We start from the raw sequence: 16,828 nt of genomic DNA, 5'->3' as shown, positions 1-16,828 counted from the left end.
CTGGCTGCGAAGAAAGTAGCGCTGGTTATTTTTATATCACTTTATGACAAGGATGTTGATAAACAGGATCAAAGGGGGAGGGCAAAATGGCGCTGCAGGAGTTGATGGGTGAACTCGATCTTGAGGTAGAAGCCCCGTGGTAGCGTCATGATGGGTTGGCCATTGCGGCCGATGGCGCGGGTCAGCGCCTTGCTGTTGGCCGCCTTGGGGCGCAGCTGCAATACCTGGCCGTGGCGGGCGCTGATCTGCTCCACTTCCCCCAGCACTATCATGTCCATCAGCTCTTCCCAGTCCTGGCGCAGCAGTCTTTCTTCCTCTTCATTCGGGCTCCACAGCAGCGGCATGCCGACGCGACGGTCGCCGACAGGGATGTCGCGGCTGCCTTCCACTGGGATCCAGAGCACCCGCGACAGCTTGTTGCGCACGTTCGACTCCTCCCAGCGCTGGCCGCTGACCCCGATGAGGGGGGCCACGCAGACAAAGGTGGTTTCCAGCGGGCGCCCTTGAGGATCGATGGGGATCGTCTTGAGCTCGATACCGAGATCCGGAAAATCCTGCTCGGGACGGCTACCTGCACTGGCCCCCAGCTGCCACTCGATCAACTGCCCTGTCCAGCCCTTGTCACGCCTGAGATCCCGCGGTACGGGGATGCCCGCCGTTGCGGCAAGCTGGGCCAGAGTGAAGCCAGCCATGGCGTAGGCTCGACTGAGCAGCTCTTGTTCTGACTGGGGATTGGCGGGCATGAGGGCTCCTCTGGAGATAATAGACATCGCAATACGGATCCTTGCATGGTATCGCTGATTTTATAACCGATCCTCGCCCGACTATACACAGGGAGACATGGATGGCAAAATTCAACATATCCAAATGATTTTAAAGGGATTTACTTTCTTTATCCAGTATATCGGCACGCCGGATCCCCGCATAAACGAGTTGTCCAAGGGTTTGTGCGAGCTGTTGCACACAGTTATCCACAGAAATCTTGGATAACTGGCGTAAAGTGGTGAAAGGAAGCGTGGCACCAGAAATAAATGTGAGAGTACGCCGATTTTCAGCGCCATTTCGGTGCAGATAATGCGCCATAACTGTGGATAAATCCGTCTTGGTGGATCTTTGAGCAGTCGAACTTGTTCACAATTGACAGGCTGGATCCTCTTAGGCAAAAGACATGGATCTTGATCCAGCAATTAAACTATAACCTTATGTATTTAAATGTATATTTTGTTTTTAAGTGAATCGGGTATGATATGCTTCCGTGCAATGCCACAGTATAAAACTACTGTATATACCTGCTTGATCACAGGTTTATGCACAGTCTGGGTGGGCAACTTGCCTAGCATGAACCTTCAATTTGTTTATAACTTTGCTTGAAATGCCAAGTTATTCATGAATGGAAGATGACAGTCCCTGTTTGCCGCCACGGGGTGAATGTGGAACAATCTCGTTATAGATTCAGCCTTTATAAGGTGATCACGTGATAGATGGTGACGGATTTCGTCCCAATGTCGGCATCGTGATCTGTAACCGTGACGGACAAGTATTGTGGGCTAAGCGCTATGGGCAGCACTCCTGGCAGTTTCCGCAGGGGGGGGTTGATGATGGTGAATCGCCGGAACAGGCCATGTATCGTGAGCTGTATGAGGAGATAGGCCTCAAGCAGGACGATGTGACCATACTGGCGACCAGTCGCAACTGGCTGAAGTATCGCTTACCCAAACGACTCGTCCGCTGGGACAGTTCACCGGTCTGTATTGGCCAGAAGCAGAAATGGTTTTTGTTGCAGCTCGATCCTGGCAAAGAGTCCAGGATCCAGTTTGGCTGTCATGGTCACCCGGAATTTGATGATTGGCGTTGGGTCAGCTTCTGGTACCCGGTTCGTCAGGTCGTCTCCTTCAAGCGGGAGGTTTACCGCCGGGTGATGAAAGAGTTTGCCCCGCTGGCCATGCCAGTCCCCGTGGTGCAGGCTAACCGAAAAGATGGGCGGCGCAACCGCTCGCGTTAAGGAGCACAACTAGTTGCTGACGGAACTCAGACGCATCGTGGAAAGCATGGCCGAGGCCAACACCCTCGAACAGGCCTTGCAAGCATTGGTGAGCCAGACCCGGCTCGCCATGACGGTGGACTGCTGCTCCGTCTATGTGGCCGAGCCCGACATGCGCCGCTATCGACTGGCTGCGACCGATGGTCTGGCCGAATCGGCCGTGGGCAAGGCCACCCTGCCGTTCGAGCAGGGTATTGTCGGCCTGGTGGGTCAGCGTGAAGAGCTGATCAACCTGGCCGATGCCCCCTCTCACCCCAGTTTCAAGTTTCTGCCCGATGTGGCGGAAGAGGCGTTTCGCTCCTTCCTCGGCGCTCCCATCATGCATCAGCGTCAGGTGGTGGGGATTCTGGTCGTGCAGCAGAAGGAGAGCCGCCTCTTCGATGAGGGGGAGGAGTCCTTCATGGTCACCCTGGCGGCTCAGCTGGCTGCCCGCATCGCCCAGGCCCAGGCCAAGGGGTGGCTGCAGAAGACCGACTGGAGCAAGCCGCTGCGCGGTATTGCCGGGGCGAGTGGCATCGCCATCGCCAAGGCCTGGGTGTGGCGTCCGCGCAAGGCGCTAAATACCATCACGCCGCGCAAGGACGAGGATCATGCCAAGCAGCTTGCCCGTCTCGAGCTGGCGGTGGAGGAAGTGCGCCATGATCTGGAGAGCCTGGCACTGCGCTTTCGCGAGAGCTACAGCCAGGACTCGGTCGCCATCTTCGACATCTATCTGCACCTGTTGAACGATCCCGGCTACATCAAGCCCATCCGCAACAAGGTCAGCAAGGAACACTGGACGGCGATCTCGGCGGTCAAACTCATCAGCGATCGGCTGATAGAGCAGTTCAAGGGGATGAAGGATCCCTATCTGCGGGAACGCTCCACCGATGTGAAAGACATCGCCCAGCGGCTCATCAGCCGGCTGGTGCAGGACGAACCCGAGCAGCTCACCATCGGCGAACCCGTGGTGCTGGTCGCCGATGAAGTGACGGCCACCATCCTTGCGGAGATCCCGAGGGAATTTCTGAGCGGTGTGGTGTCGCTCAAGGGCGGGACCAACTCCCATGCCGCCATCCTGGCCCGTGCCATGGGGGTGGCGGCCATCATGGGGGTGGATCTGCCCCTCGGTGACATCGGCGGGCGCACTCTGGTCATCGATGGCTACAGCGGCGATCTCTTCATCGAACCCAACCAGGTGATCCTGACCGAGTACCGGCAACTGCTGAGTGAGGAGCGGGCACTCGACACCCTGGTGCGTAGCGTCGACAACCAGCCCTCCGAGACCGCCGACGGCACCAAGGTCTCTCTGCTGCTCAACGCAGGGCTGAGTGCGGATACCGAGATCTCCCTCAATCATCTGGCGGACGGGGTCGGGCTCTATCGCACCGAGATCCCCTTCATGCTGCAGGACAGCTTCCCTTCGGAGTGGGAGCAGACTGCCCGCTATCGCGGGATCCTGGAAACCTATCGGGATCGCCCGGTTTGCATGCGGACTCTGGACGTGGGGGGGGACAAACAACTGCCCTATTTCCCCATCGTGGAGGAAAATCCCTTCCTTGGTTGGCGGGGGATCCGGCTCACCCTGGATCACCCCGAGCTCTTCCTGGTTCAGCTCAAGGCCATGTTGCGGGCCAGCGAAGGGCTGGACAATCTGGCCATCATGCTGCCGATGATCAGCAGCGTCAGTGAAATCAAGGCCTCCCGTCGTCTGCTGGATCAGGCGTGGCGCGAGGTGTCGGAAGAAGCGGCCAGCCGCGATGCGGTGATCCGCTACCCCAGTCTCGGGGTGATGATCGAAGTCCCCTCCGCGCTGTACATCCTGCCGGAGATGGCGCCGCTCATCGACTTCTGGTCGGTGGGCAGCAACGACCTGACCCAGTACCTGCTGGCGGTGGATCGCAACAATGCCCGTGTCGCCAGCATCTACGATGCCTTCCATCCCGCGGTGATCCGCGCTTTGCAGCTGCTGGTCGATGCCTCCCGGCGCTATCACAAGCCGGTCTCTGTCTGTGGCGAGCTGGCTGGCGATCCGGTCGGAGTGCTGCTGCTCTTGGCCATGGGCTATCGCCGTTTCAGCATGAATACCCACAACATCTCCCGTATCAAATACGTGCTGCGGCAATCCGACCTTGGTGAGTTGAAGACGCTGATGGCGGATGGTCTCAAGCATGACAATCCTCACGTTCTGCGCGGCCTGTTTGCCCGCTATCTGGAAGAGCACGGTCTGGGAGGCTTACTGCGGGCTGGGCACAAGGTCAGGCTGCCCGATTGATATTCCACCTTGTTACTGCGTAAGAATGATCGGAGAATGCGGCTTTTCTTATGATTGGGGCCGCCTATGCAGCACGACGGATATTGGGTTTTCTCGCAGATTGATCCCGTAGCATTCAGTTTGGGACCATTATCGGTACGCTGGTATGGTCTCATGTACCTGTTCGGTTTTGCCTTCGCCATGTGGCTGGCAGGTCGCCGCGCCGATGCACCCAATAGCGGCTGGACCCGCAACGAGGTATCCGACCTGCTGTTCTACGGCTTTCTCGGGGTGATCCTGGGAGGGCGCATCGGTTACGTGCTGTTCTATAACTTCGATCTCTTCCTCGCCGACCCGACCTATCTGTTCAAGATATGGACCGGTGGCATGTCGTTCCACGGTGGCCTCATCGGGGTGATCACCGCCATGATCTGGTTTGCCCACAAAACCCAGCGCCACTTCTTCACCGTGGCGGATTTCGTGGCGCCGCTGATTCCGTTCGGCCTCGGTGTTGGCCGCATCGGCAACTTCATGAACGGCGAGCTGTGGGGTCGGGTGACCGATGTCCCCTGGGCAATCATCTTCCCCGAGGCTGGCCCCGAGCCGCGTCACCCGTCCCAGCTCTATCAGTTCGCGCTGGAAGGGGTGGTGCTCTTCATCATCCTGAACCTGTTCTGGCGCAAGCACCCACCACGTGGCGCCATTTCCGGGATGTTCCTGCTCTTCTACGGTCTGTTCCGCTTCCTGGTGGAGTTTGTTCGTCAACCAGACAGCCAGCTGGGTCTCTACTTCAATGAGATCAGCATGGGTCAGATCCTTTCTACCCCGATGATAGTGGCGGGGGGGCTCATGGTCTGGGCCGCCTACAAGCAGCCCCGTCTGTTCGGCAATGCACCGAAGGAGGCGAAGTAATGCGTGCCTATCTCGACCTGATGCAGAAAATTCTGGATGAAGGGACCGTCAAATCCGATCGCACCGGCACCGGGACAGTCTCCTTGTTCGGTCATCAGATGCGCTTCAATCTGGCGGAAGGATTCCCGCTGGTGACCACCAAGAAGTGCCACCTGCGCTCCATCATTCATGAGCTGCTCTGGTTCCTCAATGGCGATACCAACACCGCCTATCTGAAAGAGCACGGTGTCAGCATCTGGGATGAGTGGGCCGACGAGCACGGTGATCTGGGGCCTGTCTATGGTGCCCAGTGGCGCTCCTGGCCAGCGGCCGATGGATCTGTCATCGACCAGATCCAGAAAGCGGTGGATGACATCAAGCACAACCCGGATTCCCGCCGCATCATCGTCTCCGCCTGGAACGTGGGCGAGCTGGACAAAATGGCGTTGGCACCCTGCCACGCCTTCTTCCAGTTCTATGTGGCGGATGGCAAGCTCTCCTGCCAGCTCTACCAGCGCAGTTGTGATGTTTTCCTTGGCCTGCCGTTCAACATTGCCAGCTATGCGCTGCTGACCCACATGATGGCGCAGCAGTGCGATCTGGAAGTGGGTGACTTTGTCTGGACCGGTGGCGATGTGCACCTCTATTCCAACCACATGGAGCAGACGGCACTGCAACTCACCCGCGAGCCGCGCCCCCTGCCGCAACTGGTGATCAAGCGCAAACCTGACTCCATCTTCGATTACAGATTCGAGGATTTCGAGATCCAGGGCTATGATCCCCATCCTGGGATCAAGGCGCCTGTCGCTATTTGAGTAGATAATGAGCCTGGGGCGAGTATCGTCTCCCAGGTGACGATGAATCGACATTCAGCTGTTAGAGGCACCCTCGGGTGCCTTTTTGCATTTTCTGTGAATTAATATGCAACATTCCGGGTGGAGAGATGGCTCCTGAAAAGGGGAAATAACCTGCTTATAGCAGGCATTATCTGTTTTGCTTTCGGTTTTTTCGTTGTTATCAGCCGTTAGAAACGATTTTTCATTGAGCTACTCTGGCCCTAGACTGAAAAGATGCAATTTTATGGGTAGTTAGATATGAGCGATGTATTCAAGCGTTTTCTCAAACTGGAGTCCGCTTCCGGGATCATTCTGATCCTGGCCGCCCTGCTTGCCATCGGCCTGGCCAATTCGGCGCTGGCGCAACACTATCAGAGCTTCCTCAATACTGAGGTGCAGGTTCGCATCGCGGCGCTCGACATCAACAAGCCGCTGCTGCTCTGGATCAACGATGGCTTCATGGCGATCTTCTTCCTTCTGGTGGGTCTCGAGGTGAAGCGAGAGATGCTGGAGGGGGCGCTTTCCTCCCGGGTGCAGGCAACCTTCCCGGCCATTGCCGCCGTGGGTGGGATGTTGGCACCGGCCCTCATCTATAGCTTCTTCAACTACGGAGACGAGGCTACCCGTGCTGGCTGGGCGATTCCGGCCGCAACCGACATCGCCTTCGCTCTCGGGGTCATGGCGCTGCTGGGCAAGCGGGTACCGACCAGTCTCAAGGTCTTCTTGCTGGCGCTGGCCATCATGGACGATCTGGGGGTCATCATCATCATTGCCCTCTTCTACACCCAGCAACTGTCGCTGACTGCGCTGGCGATAGGTGTGGTGGCCACCCTGACCTTGCTCTGGATGAATCGCCGTGGTGAGGACAGGATTGGACTCTATATGCTGGTCGGCCTGGTGCTCTGGGTTGCCGTGCTCAAGTCCGGTGTCCATGCGACCCTGGCGGGGGTCATCGTGGGCTTCATGATCCCCCTCAACGGCAAGCGTTACGCATCGCCACTCAAGCATCTGGAGCATGGGCTGCACCCCTGGAGCGCCTTCCTGATCCTGCCGCTGTTCGCTTTCGCCAACGCCGGGGTATCGCTGGAGGGGATCAACTTCTCGGCTCTGCTCAATCCGCTCCCCATGGGGATCATCCTGGGGCTCTTCGTCGGCAAGCCGCTCGGGATTTTCACCATCAGCTGGCTGGCTGTGAAATCAGGCATTGCCCAATTGCCGCAAGGAGTGAACTTCAGACAGATCTTTGCCGTCAGCATCCTGTGTGGCATCGGCTTCACCATGTCGATGTTTATCGCATCGCTGGCATTCGAGCATGGCGGACTGGACTACGGCAGCTACTCGCGCCTCGGGATCCTGGCAGGTTCCACACTCGCGGCCGTGATCGGTTACATCGCCCTGCGGATATCGCTGCCCAATCGGGAGGCGAATCAAAGTACGGAGGGGTTATGAGAAAACTAGGATGGTTAGTCATGCTGGCGAGCCCTGCACTCTGGGCAGATAGTCTGGCCGATTGTCAGCGGGATGCCACCTCGGCAAGTTGTTCTGCCTATCTCAACGGGGTGGTCGACAGCGCACTCATGCTGGGGGACTCTCAGGTAAAAGCCCGGTTCGGAGAGACCTTCGCCGAACGGGCACTGAGCAGTCGTGCCGGCGAGCGAGTCAAGCTGTCCAACAAGCGCTATTGCACCGAGCGAATGCCGGATGCCGGTCGTCTCAAGGCCCATCTGCAGGCACAGTTCGACGCGAACAAGGTTGACTCGATCAGCGACATGTATGACATTCTGGCGGTTGAACTCAGCTGCTACCGGAGCCCGCCTAGCGCGGGAACCCCATCGGATGTCACACCTTAACTACAACCATCTCATATACTTTAAATTGAGTTTTGTCTATTTAAAACAACCACATATGCTCGTTTCGTGATGGTGGTGGCGATAAGGTGGCGGCGAGGTTTTACCTCGCCGCTACTATTTAAATCTCTCATCGATAATTGACCATCGATCCCATACGATATACGATGTATATACAACGTAAATGCAGGGGGTCGAGTTGGCACTAAACATATCGCCGGCAGTTAGGGCCAAACTGAAGGTCAAGCACGGTGTCGAAGTTGATGAGGTCATAGAGGCGTTTGCTAACAGGAGCAAGGGCTTCCTGACCGACACTAGAGAAGACCACCAGACTAACCCCCCTACAGAATGGTTTATTGCAGAAACAGACCGAGGCAGAAAGCTGAAGGTCTGTTTTATGCTCCGTGACGGTGACATATACATAAAGACCGCATACGCGGCAAATCAAAAAGAGATTGAAATATATAATAAATTCGCCGTCTGATTTGGCTTGTACCTTTTTAGCAAGCCGTTAATTATCACGTGATCGTCATAGACGTTCCGCTCAACCATCGAGGGATTAATTCAATGAGCACCCATGAAAAAGCAATCCTTGGCACTGAAGATGCGTGGGATTCTGGGGTTCTGGGCACCGATGAGAGTTATGTAGCAGTATCCCACCATTCCACAGATGATTTGATAAACGAAGCCCTCTCTTTACAGCCGATTTCGATCAGATTGCAGAAAGGGCTTATCGATAATCTGAAAACCATTGCGGAGTTGAATGGTATTGGCTATCAGCCACTGGTTCGGCAAGCTCTCACACGGTTTGTTGACTGTGAGATGAAGAGAATTGCAACAGAAGCATTGGCTATGAAACGCAAAGAAGAGCAGTGGGCAAAGGAAAGTGAATCTGCCAATCAGCTGAAAACGGCTTGATTGCACAGGTAATACAAGTAAATGGGGGCAGCAAGTTGCCCCCATTTTTCATTCTGGTAGCTCGTCGAGCTTCACTTCGAGTTGGATGCGGTTGGTGTAGCCCTGGTTGGTGAGGTCGTGCACTACCTGGGTGAGCAGCCAGTCGGCCTCGTCAATCTGGGGCTTGAACCCTCTGACGGTGGTGGGTTGCTCCGGGTAGAGTTCAGGGCGCCCCATCGCCAGGGTGATCTGGAAGTCGGCCACGCCGCGTTGCAACTTCTCCCATTCAGCCCGGGCGGCCCGCATGGCATTTGCCTGGCTGGCATAGACATGCCGCAGCTCTTTGACGTTCTCGCTGCTACCGACCAGCAGTTCGTTCTCTTGCTTGTTGACCATGACCCCCGGGGGCAATGGCCGTTCCTGTTTCGGCTTGGTCTTCTTCTTGCGCTTCACCTCGACTTTCTTCTTTTCCGCCTCCTTGTTGTCTTGCCAGTAGGCCGTCACGCCGGTGTAGGCGTCGCGGTCGGCCACCGAGAAGCGGTGCTGATCGCCGTCCTGGCGGGTGATGGTGATGGCTGGGAGTGGCTTGCCGCTGGCGGTGGTGCCGTTGCCTGCCTTGATGAACATCAGGCGGCCCGATTTGACGGTGGCGATGGCGTCGGACTGGACTGCAAGCCTGGTGAGGAAGGCGAGATCGCTTTCGTTGGTCTGGTCGATGTGGTCGATCAGCTGGCCCTTGAGTGAGTCACCCACGCAGGGCGTGAGCTGGTAGCGGGCAGCGACTTGGCTGACGATGCCGCTGACGGTGGTCTGGTGCCAACTTTGCTCACGCAGCTTGTTCATGCCGCCGCGCAGATCGGCCGCCTTGCCCCGGATGGTGAGCACATCTGGGGCTCCGTTGTGTTCTACCTCGTCGATTTTGTAGGTGCCCTTGTCGACCAAGGCCTGGCCTTGCCAGCCGATGAGGGCACGCAGGGTGGCACCCCGGCGCGGCATGTCGAGCTGACCATCGCTGTCATCGAGGGTGATCTCGATGGTATCGGCGGTGAAGCCCCGGTTGTCGGTGATGGTCATCGACATCAGGCGCGGGCGGATGGCGGCGGAAATGTCTTTGCCATCGACCAGCACCTGGTAGGCCGGCACCGGATGGCCTTGGCGCAGGGCATCGAGCGAGCTGGTGATGCCGAGATTCTCGGCCAATCGCGTGCCGAACTGGTCGAATGCCCCCATCAGAGAAGCCCCCCGAGCTTGTTGCCGATACTGCCGACCAGCTTGCCCAGGCCCAGGCGGCCAAAGAGGTTGCCCGCGGTGCGGCCCAGCAGGGTTTGGACAAGGGATCTGTCGTTGTCATCGACCCGCTTGAGCTTGATGGTGAACTCGATTTTACGGGCGGTGCCATCGCTGAAAAACTCGCTGCGGGTGGTGCTGATGCCCTCGATCACGAATGACCCACGCATGACGCCATCGCCCTGGATCAGGGGGAAAGCCTGACCACTGTCAGCCATATTGTTGAGCAAGTCGAGGGAGACGGGGCCGCCGGTCACTTCGGGCAGCAGCACCCCGCTCAGGGTGGTGGTTTCATCATCTGGGCCGAGGAACTGATAGGCAGGACGAGCACCGATCCGGTTATTGCCCGGATGGCGCCATGCCCGTTCGTCTTGTTGTGAGAGGGGGGCGAGGGTCGAGCGCATAAACACGAACCAGCCCAGGGTCATCATCATGGTTATCTCCTTGCCAGGCGGTGGGCGGGCTGGGCATGCAGCGGGGGCAGCACCCGGCGCCAGTTATCTTCTTGCTGTTCGGTCAGCGGCAGATCGGCGGTGTGGGCAACCAGCACGGTGCGGGCCTTGTCGAGGGTGCGGCGGTATTCGCGCACGATGGAGTAGCAGTTGGCGGATTCGCGGTGGTCGACGGCATCGAGCAGGGCCTCGACCTCTTTGGCGAAGTGCCACATCTTGTCACCGGCACGCCAGCACCACGCCAGATCGCGCAGTTCGGTGTGGGTCAGGCCGTGGGCAGGTTGGGCGGCGGTCAGTTGGGCGGCCATGGCATCGAAGGCCTGGATGTAGTGCTCTTTGAACTGGGCGGCGAGTTTGCCGGTGAAGCCCATGACCAGGAAGATGAAACCGTTCTTCGTCATGTTCCACGCTCTGCGCGGCTCCCCTTTGTTGTCGATGTATTCAACGGGCTCAAAATTGAGCCGGTTAAATTCCTGCGAGCATTCCAGCGTTTCCAGCTTGCGCAAGACGTTCTTGTGTTGCTTGCCAAAGACTTCGGCCACCTTGAGGGAGGTGGTCATGGGCTGGCCGTGGTGCAGGCTGATCAGATCGGTTGCGGAGAAGGCGGTAAGGTTGTTCATGGAGTGATTCCTCTGATGCAAGTGAATCGCCACCAGGAGGGACCATGCTCCAGTACCATGAGCTCAATTTTGAGCTGATGATTGGTGACGAGCTGAACAGGGTTGGTCCTACCGGGCATCAAAGGAAACCGGCCAGCCGTGAGGCTGCCCTGCCCAGCCCGCCATAACTGAGATTGCGGGTACAACTGGGCCGCACAAAAAAACACGCGGGCGCGTGTTGTGCGCTTTGATAGCTTGCGGGGGACCAACCCCGGCAACGGATTTTGCCGTTGCAAGCGCAGTATCGCGCAACATGGCGCGATGAGCAACAGCCAACCCCAGCTAACCCCAGCCGATCCCAAGCAACCCGCCCCAACAACAGGGGGCTCCCCTGCATGAGCGACACAACACGGCTGGCAGGATAAGGCGGGCCAGCGCGGCCCGCTATGTCTGTTTTTGGGGAAAGTTGACACTTGCATATCAGCTCCCATCGCCGTATGAAGCGCGGCCACTGGCTTTCTTGGCTCGCTCACTTTCGTTGATCTTGTCCATCATCAGTTTGCCCAACTGGGCCTCATTCATCCCCGGCGCGGCGTTGATGGTGAGCTGGTAGAACGGCTGGCTGTGGATGGTGGTGGTACTGACCTTGGGCTTGAGCTTCGGTGTGTCGGCGATACGGGGGCCGTATCCGCTGGCGCCAGCCAGTGCCGGCTGGGGGAGATTACCCGTCAGATAACCCGGCCCTGTCGACTTGTCCTGGCCGATGGTGACGTTACCGCCGGTAAACCAGTCAGGCAGGTATTTGGTGAATTCCTTGACCTTCTCCATCAGGGTCTTCCATTTGGCGGTGATGCCGTCGATCAGCCCCTGCACGATGGCTTTGCCCTTGTTGACCGCACCGTCTGGCAGAGTGTCGAAGAAGGCCCAGATGTCGTTCCAGTGGGCAATCAGCATGCCGATGGGAGTCCATGAAAACAGCTCTTTGAGCAGATCCCACCAGGCTATCAGCGGGGCTTTGCATTTCTCCCAGAGTTCACTGAACCACTTGGCGATTCCGTCCCAGTTTTTGTAGATGAGGTAGGCACCCCCGGCGATAGCGGCAATCCCCATGATGAACCAGCCGACCGGGGTAGTGAGCATTGCCATCCCCAGCCTGAAAATGCCGAGGGTGAGCCACTTGAGCGGTGCAAGCAGCATGGTGATTACTTTGCCGAGGAAAGTTCCTTTGATACCCAAGATCCCGAAGGTCAGTTTCATGATGGCCATGGGCCCCAAGACGGCGGCCACTGCCAGCGACAGACCGCCGAAGGCGATGGTCACTGCGGAGAGGATGCCGCCGACCTTCATCAGGGTGTTGGAGAGTTCCGGGTTTTTCTTCGCCCAGTCACCGAGGCGCTCGGACAGTTCGGCGATCCATTCCGTGATGGCCTTGATTTCAGGAGCGATAGCTTCACCGAAGTTGACCATGGCGTTGGTGAAGGTGCCGGTGGCGGCATCCCACAGGCTGCCCAGGGTGCCGAGCTGGGCGTTTACCCGCTCTTGCAGGGCGGCTTGGTCGGCCATTTTCTTCTGGGTGGCTCGATAGCCATCCATCCCTTTGTTGATGATCAGCTCCAGCACCTGCAGGGTTTCAGCATCGTCGCCGTAGATGCCCTTCAGGACTTGCAGGCGGCGCTCGGTGTTCAATCCCTTCAGCTTGGCGAGCTGGGCAAACATGTTCTCCATCCCTGCGAATTCACCCTTGCCGTCGGTGAAATTCAGCTTCAACCCGGTGCCTTTCGTGGCCTTGGCAATCTTGCCGGTGTTCATGCTCATCTGGAAAACTTTGCGGTAGGCGTTCCCTGATGACTCGCCCGCCATGCCAGCCTGATCGGCCATGATGACCAACGGGGCCAGCACCTTAGCTGCTTCAAGTCCTGACTTTCGCAATATACCCAGGGCCGGGGTGAGCTTGGTGAAGGCGCCCAGCATGTTGCCGCTGTCAACGCCCAGGTAGAACGAGCGCTGGATGGTATCCATCAGCCCCATCATGTCTTGCTCGGCGGTGCCGGTGGCGTCTTGCAGCTTGGCGGCAAACAGCGCCGCCTGGTCGAACGGCATTTTCAACTGCACACCGAGGTAGGCTGTTGCCTCCCCCAGGCCACCCAAGATGGATTTGGCGCTCATCCCTTGCTGGATCAGCGTGCTCATCATGTTCTGGAAGTCCGCAGTGGTGCCCGGCAGTTTGTTGCCGAGCTTGGTGGCCAGATCGCTGATGGCCTGAAACTCCTGCCGTATCTGACCACCCTTGCCCATCATGGAGACCTTGAGGTCTACGACCGATGTTTCTGCTCTGGCGAACTCGATCACCGGCTTGAGGGTGGTCAAACCCATGGCTGTGCCGGTCGCCAGCGCTGTTGCGCCGTGGCCCGCTATCTGGCCGCGCAGCTCCTGGGTTTGGCGGTAACTGGCTTTGACCTGGTTGAGGCGCTTTTGCTGGTCAGCCAGTTGGCCCAGTTTGGCGCGCTGCTGGTCAAGCTGGCCGTTGGCGGCGGCCAGGTCTGTCTTGAGGCGGCGTTGGTGCTCGCCGAGCTGCCTGGTGTTGATGCCGGCTTCGTTCATGGCGCGTTTCAGGCTGCCGTGGCGGGCAACCATTTCACGCTCTTGCTGGGAGAGGTCGCGCACCCTCTGCTTGGCCTGCTCCATCGCCCTGGTCATGGCCTTGGTTGGCTGTTCGACCTGGGCGAGCTGTTGGGCCATCTGCTGGGCATCGCGCTGGGCTGCTGTGAGCTGGGCGCGGGTGGCGCCTATCTGCTTGCCGAGGGTGCGATAGCCGTCAATCTGGCCGCTCTGGGTTTCGAGATCTTTGATGCGCTTTTTGGTGTCGACCAGGTCTTTAGCTGTCAGGCGGCTCTGGCCGCTGACCGCTTTGAGGGGGGCGGTGAGCTTGTCGACCGCCCCGAGCAGGATTTGGAGTTTGAGAGGGTTCATTGTTCTTCTGCCCCGTTGATGCGGTTGTGAATCTCAACGAGGCGTTGGTGCCAGCCCATCAGCTCGCTGATCTCCATGGCCGCCATCTCGGACGGCGGCCAGTGGGCGATGATGGCGATCTCGGCCATCAGATCGTCTATGCAGTGAGGTAGGCCTCCTGCTGCGAGCCCATCAAAAAACCGACCACCACTACTCCGGCTTTGAGCAGGTCAGCCGGGTCCATGTCGTTGACTTCCTTTTCGGTCAGGTCGGTGATGCGGGGCAGCAGTTTGATGAGGGTATCGACGTTCATCTGGACGATGTCCATGGTGTTGAGCCCGCGCAGGTGGCCCGCCTTCTTGGGGCTGCGGATGATCAGGCTGTTGAGGGTGTTCTCGCCGCGCTGGATCGGGGTGTCGAGGGTGATCTCTTTCTGTTCCATGGTGTTGGTTCCTGTTGTTGATGTGGTGAGGGCGGCACTTTCTGTTGGGATAAGGGCCGCCCGTTGGATGGGTGAATGGGTTAGAGGCCGATGGCTTTGCGGTGCTCGGCCATGCGGTCGACGCCGTCGGGGCCAATCTCGACCATGTTGATCAGGTCAATCTCGTGCATCACCCGGCCGTTGATGGTCTCTTTGTAGTAGGTGTTGACCATGGTGACCTTGGCCTGGGTGTTGTCGCCTGCCTTGAGAGTGCCGCGGTCGAGCTCTTTAAAGCGGCCACGACAGACGATTTCGACGGCGACCACTTCGCCGGTGTCGTCACGCTGGACTGAACCGGCAAAGCGCAGGCTGGTGCCGTCGGCTTTGGGCTCACCCATGCAATTCAGCAGGGGTTCGCCGTAGCCGCCGAAGGTGAACGAGACATCGAGGGCGCTGTCATCCAGCCCCATGTCGATGTTGACGGCACCCCCCATGCCGCCGCCGCGATAGGCTTCAAACTTGCGGGACAGCTTGGCCGGGGTGAAATCTTCCGCTTCACCGACCCAGTTATCGCCATTGAGGAAGACGTTCAGGCGTTTGAGTTTGCGTGGCAGTGCCATGGTGGCTCCTTATGCGGCGGCCGCGACGCGGGCGCCGAAGTCGATGAGGTAGGTGTCGGTGATGCGCTGGATGAAGCCGAGGTCTTCGAGCGGCGGCACCGGGGTGTAGTTGTAATCGATGCGCAGCTTGCCGGCCTTGAGGGTGTCTTTGTCGTTGAGCTCCTCGTTGTACCAGCAGTCAAAGCCGAGCAGGTAACCGCCCGCCACCAGTTCGCGGCCCTTGGCCTTGATGCCCTCAATGATGTCTTTCACCAGGGTGGGGGTGAGCGGTTTGTCGTTGGCCCACATGTGCGCCTCGGCCATGGTGTCGGCCAGTATCTGGGCGGTGCGGGTGTAGTTCTCGAAGGCGAACAGCGGGTCATCGGAGCAGGTGCGGTTACCCCAGTACCGGAAACCATCGGACCGGATGAGGGCGGTGATTTCGTTGGCGTTGAGGAGGCCGACCTCGGTATCGGGGTCTTGCAGATCCCAGAACAGGGCCTTGGTCATGCCGTCGACCCCGGTCACGCCGACGTTGGACAGGGTCTTGTGCCAGCCGATCTCCTTGTCGATGAATGCCCGCATGGCGGCCGCCTTGAGGCAGGCATCGAGCTTGATACTGGCATTGGCAGCGGTGTCCCAGGCGGTCCAGTCGCCGTGGATCGGCATCAGTTCGCGGCTGGAGAAGTTCTCGCGGTAGGCGAGCGCTGCCTCGACGGTGTCGGCGATGGTCGGCACATAGGCGAAGGCGCGCAGCTTTTTGGCTGCGCCCGCCAAGGCGGTGGCGATGGGGAGGGTGCAGTTGTCCGGCACGCAGAGGATGCGCGGCTTGACGCCCGTGGCCGGGGCGGCCCGCTCCAGCGCCTTGAGGCCGGTATAGCTGCCATCCGGCAGGATGGTGCCGATGATGTTGCTGGTCAGCTCGGCGGCGTCGGCGCCATCGGCCACGCGCACGGCGATGACGATGGTGTTGACGGTGTCATAGATGGTTTGCAGCGAGCGTTTGAGGTTGCCGGTGCTGCCCGCCTTGGCGATGGCCGCCGGCAGGTTGGCAATCAGCACGGGTTTGTTGAGGGGGAAGTAAGCGGCATCCGCATCGCTGCCGGTGCAGATGATGCCGATCACCGCCGTGGCGACGGTGCGGATGGTGCGCGTGCCCTCGTTGACTTCCACGACGCGCACGCCGTGGTGAAATTGGTCCAGTGCCATAGGTTCTCCTGTTGTCCGGACGGAGCTTGTTGCATGTGATGCGAGCAGGGTCAGGATGCAGGGGCTGGGGATGTCAGGCGAGCGGCGGCCAGTGTGTGAGGGCCGCACACACTGGCGAAGCGGTGACAAGGCTCGCTAATCGCGACGCTCGGCACGATGGCCACCTCCCTCTCCTGGCGGCGCTGTTTTATAGCGCCCTGCATCCTTGCGCATGAAGACGTTCTGCGGGCGTGGGCCAGTATCGATATTGCTGCAGGCCAGTTGGCTCGGCGGATGGCGCGATTGAATTTGATCATTGAGTGCTTGCGGATAAATCGCCTGCCACGCCAAGTGCGATAGCCAACGAAGTTCACGCCACGACGAACGGGCGCGATGGTCCACTTTGAATATGTCATGCCCAGCTCTCTGGCAATAAACTCCTCGTTGACATCCTCCCCCACCTTAGCGCTTCGCGTCACAGGAGGGGGATTCCCATTACTGGGTGATAGCTGCTCGCGCAGTACCGGGTTCCTGCTTCATCGGGCGGCCTGATTGCACCACGCCTCCACAGGCTAAAACGGCGTGTCC

18 protein-coding genes are annotated in these 16,828 nt (G+C 58.8%); 8 read left to right on the top strand and 10 right to left on the bottom strand.

The window, feature by feature from the left end; translation table 11 throughout:
• Positions 1-68: 68 nt before the first annotated feature.
• Together mutH and J9892_RS09355 are read right to left on the bottom strand one after the other, a co-directional pair.
• Entirely contained in the window at positions 69-743 is a 675-nt protein-coding gene (mutH, locus tag J9892_RS09360) for a DNA mismatch repair endonuclease MutH (protein ID WP_201955415.1), read from the bottom strand.
• 130 nt (positions 744-873) lie between these two features.
• Positions 874-1,083, bottom strand: coding sequence for a hypothetical protein (locus J9892_RS09355; protein WP_127904546.1), 210 nt, complete (start codon positions 1,081-1,083; stop codon positions 874-876).
• A gap of 391 nt (positions 1,084-1,474) precedes the next feature.
• On the opposite strand from J9892_RS09355, the gene rppH reads away from it, so the two are divergent.
• The 8 genes from rppH to J9892_RS09315 all read left to right on the top strand — a co-directional run bounded on the left by rppH (position 1,475) and on the right by J9892_RS09315 (position 8,766).
• Complete coding sequence (rppH, locus tag J9892_RS09350) at positions 1,475-2,002, top strand: RNA pyrophosphohydrolase (RefSeq protein ID WP_010673089.1); 528 nt, start codon at positions 1,475-1,477, stop codon at positions 2,000-2,002.
• Positions 2,003-2,015: 13 nt separating this feature from the next.
• Positions 2,016-4,295 carry a phosphoenolpyruvate--protein phosphotransferase gene (ptsP, locus tag J9892_RS09345; protein WP_069784304.1) on the top strand — a complete coding sequence of 760 codons (2,280 nt, stop codon included), beginning with the start codon at positions 2,016-2,018 and terminating at the stop codon, positions 4,293-4,295.
• 66 nt (positions 4,296-4,361) lie between these two features.
• Positions 4,362-5,186 (top strand): prolipoprotein diacylglyceryl transferase, encoded by an 825-nt coding sequence (gene lgt / locus J9892_RS09340; protein WP_043153049.1) that lies wholly within the window; start codon positions 4,362-4,364, stop codon positions 5,184-5,186.
• A complete protein-coding gene (gene thyA, locus J9892_RS09335; RefSeq protein WP_039039983.1) occupies positions 5,186-5,980 on the top strand; it encodes a thymidylate synthase in 795 nt (264 codons plus the stop codon). The genes lgt and thyA overlap by 1 nt, the downstream gene beginning before the upstream one ends.
• A 279-nt stretch (positions 5,981-6,259) precedes the next feature.
• Positions 6,260-7,450: a Na+/H+ antiporter NhaA gene (gene nhaA, locus J9892_RS09330; RefSeq protein WP_104455241.1), complete on the top strand. Its 1,191-nt coding sequence runs from the start codon at positions 6,260-6,262 to the stop codon at positions 7,448-7,450.
• Between the two features lie 20 nt (positions 7,451-7,470).
• Entirely contained in the window at positions 7,471-7,851 is a 381-nt protein-coding gene (locus tag J9892_RS09325; RefSeq protein ID WP_201888074.1) for a hypothetical protein, read from the top strand.
• Positions 7,852-8,047: 196 nt separating this feature from the next.
• On the top strand, positions 8,048-8,332 hold the full coding sequence (locus J9892_RS09320) for a hypothetical protein (RefSeq protein WP_246876652.1): 285 nt from the start codon (positions 8,048-8,050) through the stop codon (positions 8,330-8,332).
• 83 nt (positions 8,333-8,415) lie between these two features.
• Positions 8,416-8,766, top strand: a complete 351-nt coding sequence (locus tag J9892_RS09315; RefSeq protein WP_210538223.1) for a hypothetical protein — start codon at positions 8,416-8,418, stop codon at positions 8,764-8,766.
• 48 nt (positions 8,767-8,814) lie between these two features.
• Here J9892_RS09315 and J9892_RS09310 read toward each other — a convergent pair whose 3' ends face one another.
• From J9892_RS09310 to J9892_RS09270, 8 genes are all read right to left on the bottom strand, one after another.
• Positions 8,815-9,975 carry a phage late control D family protein gene (locus J9892_RS09310; RefSeq protein WP_210538222.1) on the bottom strand — a complete coding sequence of 387 codons (1,161 nt, stop codon included), beginning with the start codon at positions 9,973-9,975 and terminating at the stop codon, positions 8,815-8,817.
• Entirely contained in the window at positions 9,975-10,466 is a 492-nt protein-coding gene (locus J9892_RS09305) for a phage tail protein (RefSeq protein WP_104452358.1), read from the bottom strand. Before J9892_RS09305 ends, J9892_RS09310 begins: the two co-directional genes overlap by 1 nt.
• A gap of 2 nt (positions 10,467-10,468) precedes the next feature.
• Positions 10,469-11,104 carry a Rha family transcriptional regulator gene (locus tag J9892_RS09300; RefSeq protein WP_210538221.1) on the bottom strand — a complete coding sequence of 212 codons (636 nt, stop codon included), beginning with the start codon at positions 11,102-11,104 and terminating at the stop codon, positions 10,469-10,471.
• A 459-nt stretch (positions 11,105-11,563) separates the two neighbouring features.
• Complete coding sequence (locus J9892_RS09290; RefSeq protein WP_210538219.1) at positions 11,564-14,053, bottom strand: phage tail tape measure protein; 2,490 nt, start codon at positions 14,051-14,053, stop codon at positions 11,564-11,566.
• Positions 14,050-14,181 (bottom strand): GpE family phage tail protein, encoded by a 132-nt coding sequence (locus tag J9892_RS09285; protein ID WP_041218506.1) that lies wholly within the window; start codon positions 14,179-14,181, stop codon positions 14,050-14,052. Before J9892_RS09285 ends, J9892_RS09290 begins: the two co-directional genes overlap by 4 nt.
• An 8-nt stretch (positions 14,182-14,189) precedes the next feature.
• On the bottom strand, positions 14,190-14,474 hold the full coding sequence (locus J9892_RS09280) for a phage tail assembly protein (protein ID WP_104452360.1): 285 nt from the start codon (positions 14,472-14,474) through the stop codon (positions 14,190-14,192).
• Between the two features lie 80 nt (positions 14,475-14,554).
• On the bottom strand, positions 14,555-15,073 hold the full coding sequence (locus J9892_RS09275; protein ID WP_210538218.1) for a phage major tail tube protein: 519 nt from the start codon (positions 15,071-15,073) through the stop codon (positions 14,555-14,557).
• Between the two features lie 9 nt (positions 15,074-15,082).
• Positions 15,083-16,255: a phage tail sheath protein gene (locus tag J9892_RS09270; protein ID WP_210538229.1), complete on the bottom strand. Its 1,173-nt coding sequence runs from the start codon at positions 16,253-16,255 to the stop codon at positions 15,083-15,085.
• Between the last annotated feature and the right edge of the window lie 573 nt (positions 16,256-16,828).

Origin of the sequence: Aeromonas sp. Prich7-2 (genome assembly GCF_017939255.1) — a bacterium.
Lineage (GTDB): Bacteria > Pseudomonadota > Gammaproteobacteria > Enterobacterales > Aeromonadaceae > Aeromonas > Aeromonas caviae.
This window is presented reverse-complemented; position numbering and strand designations above follow the sequence as displayed.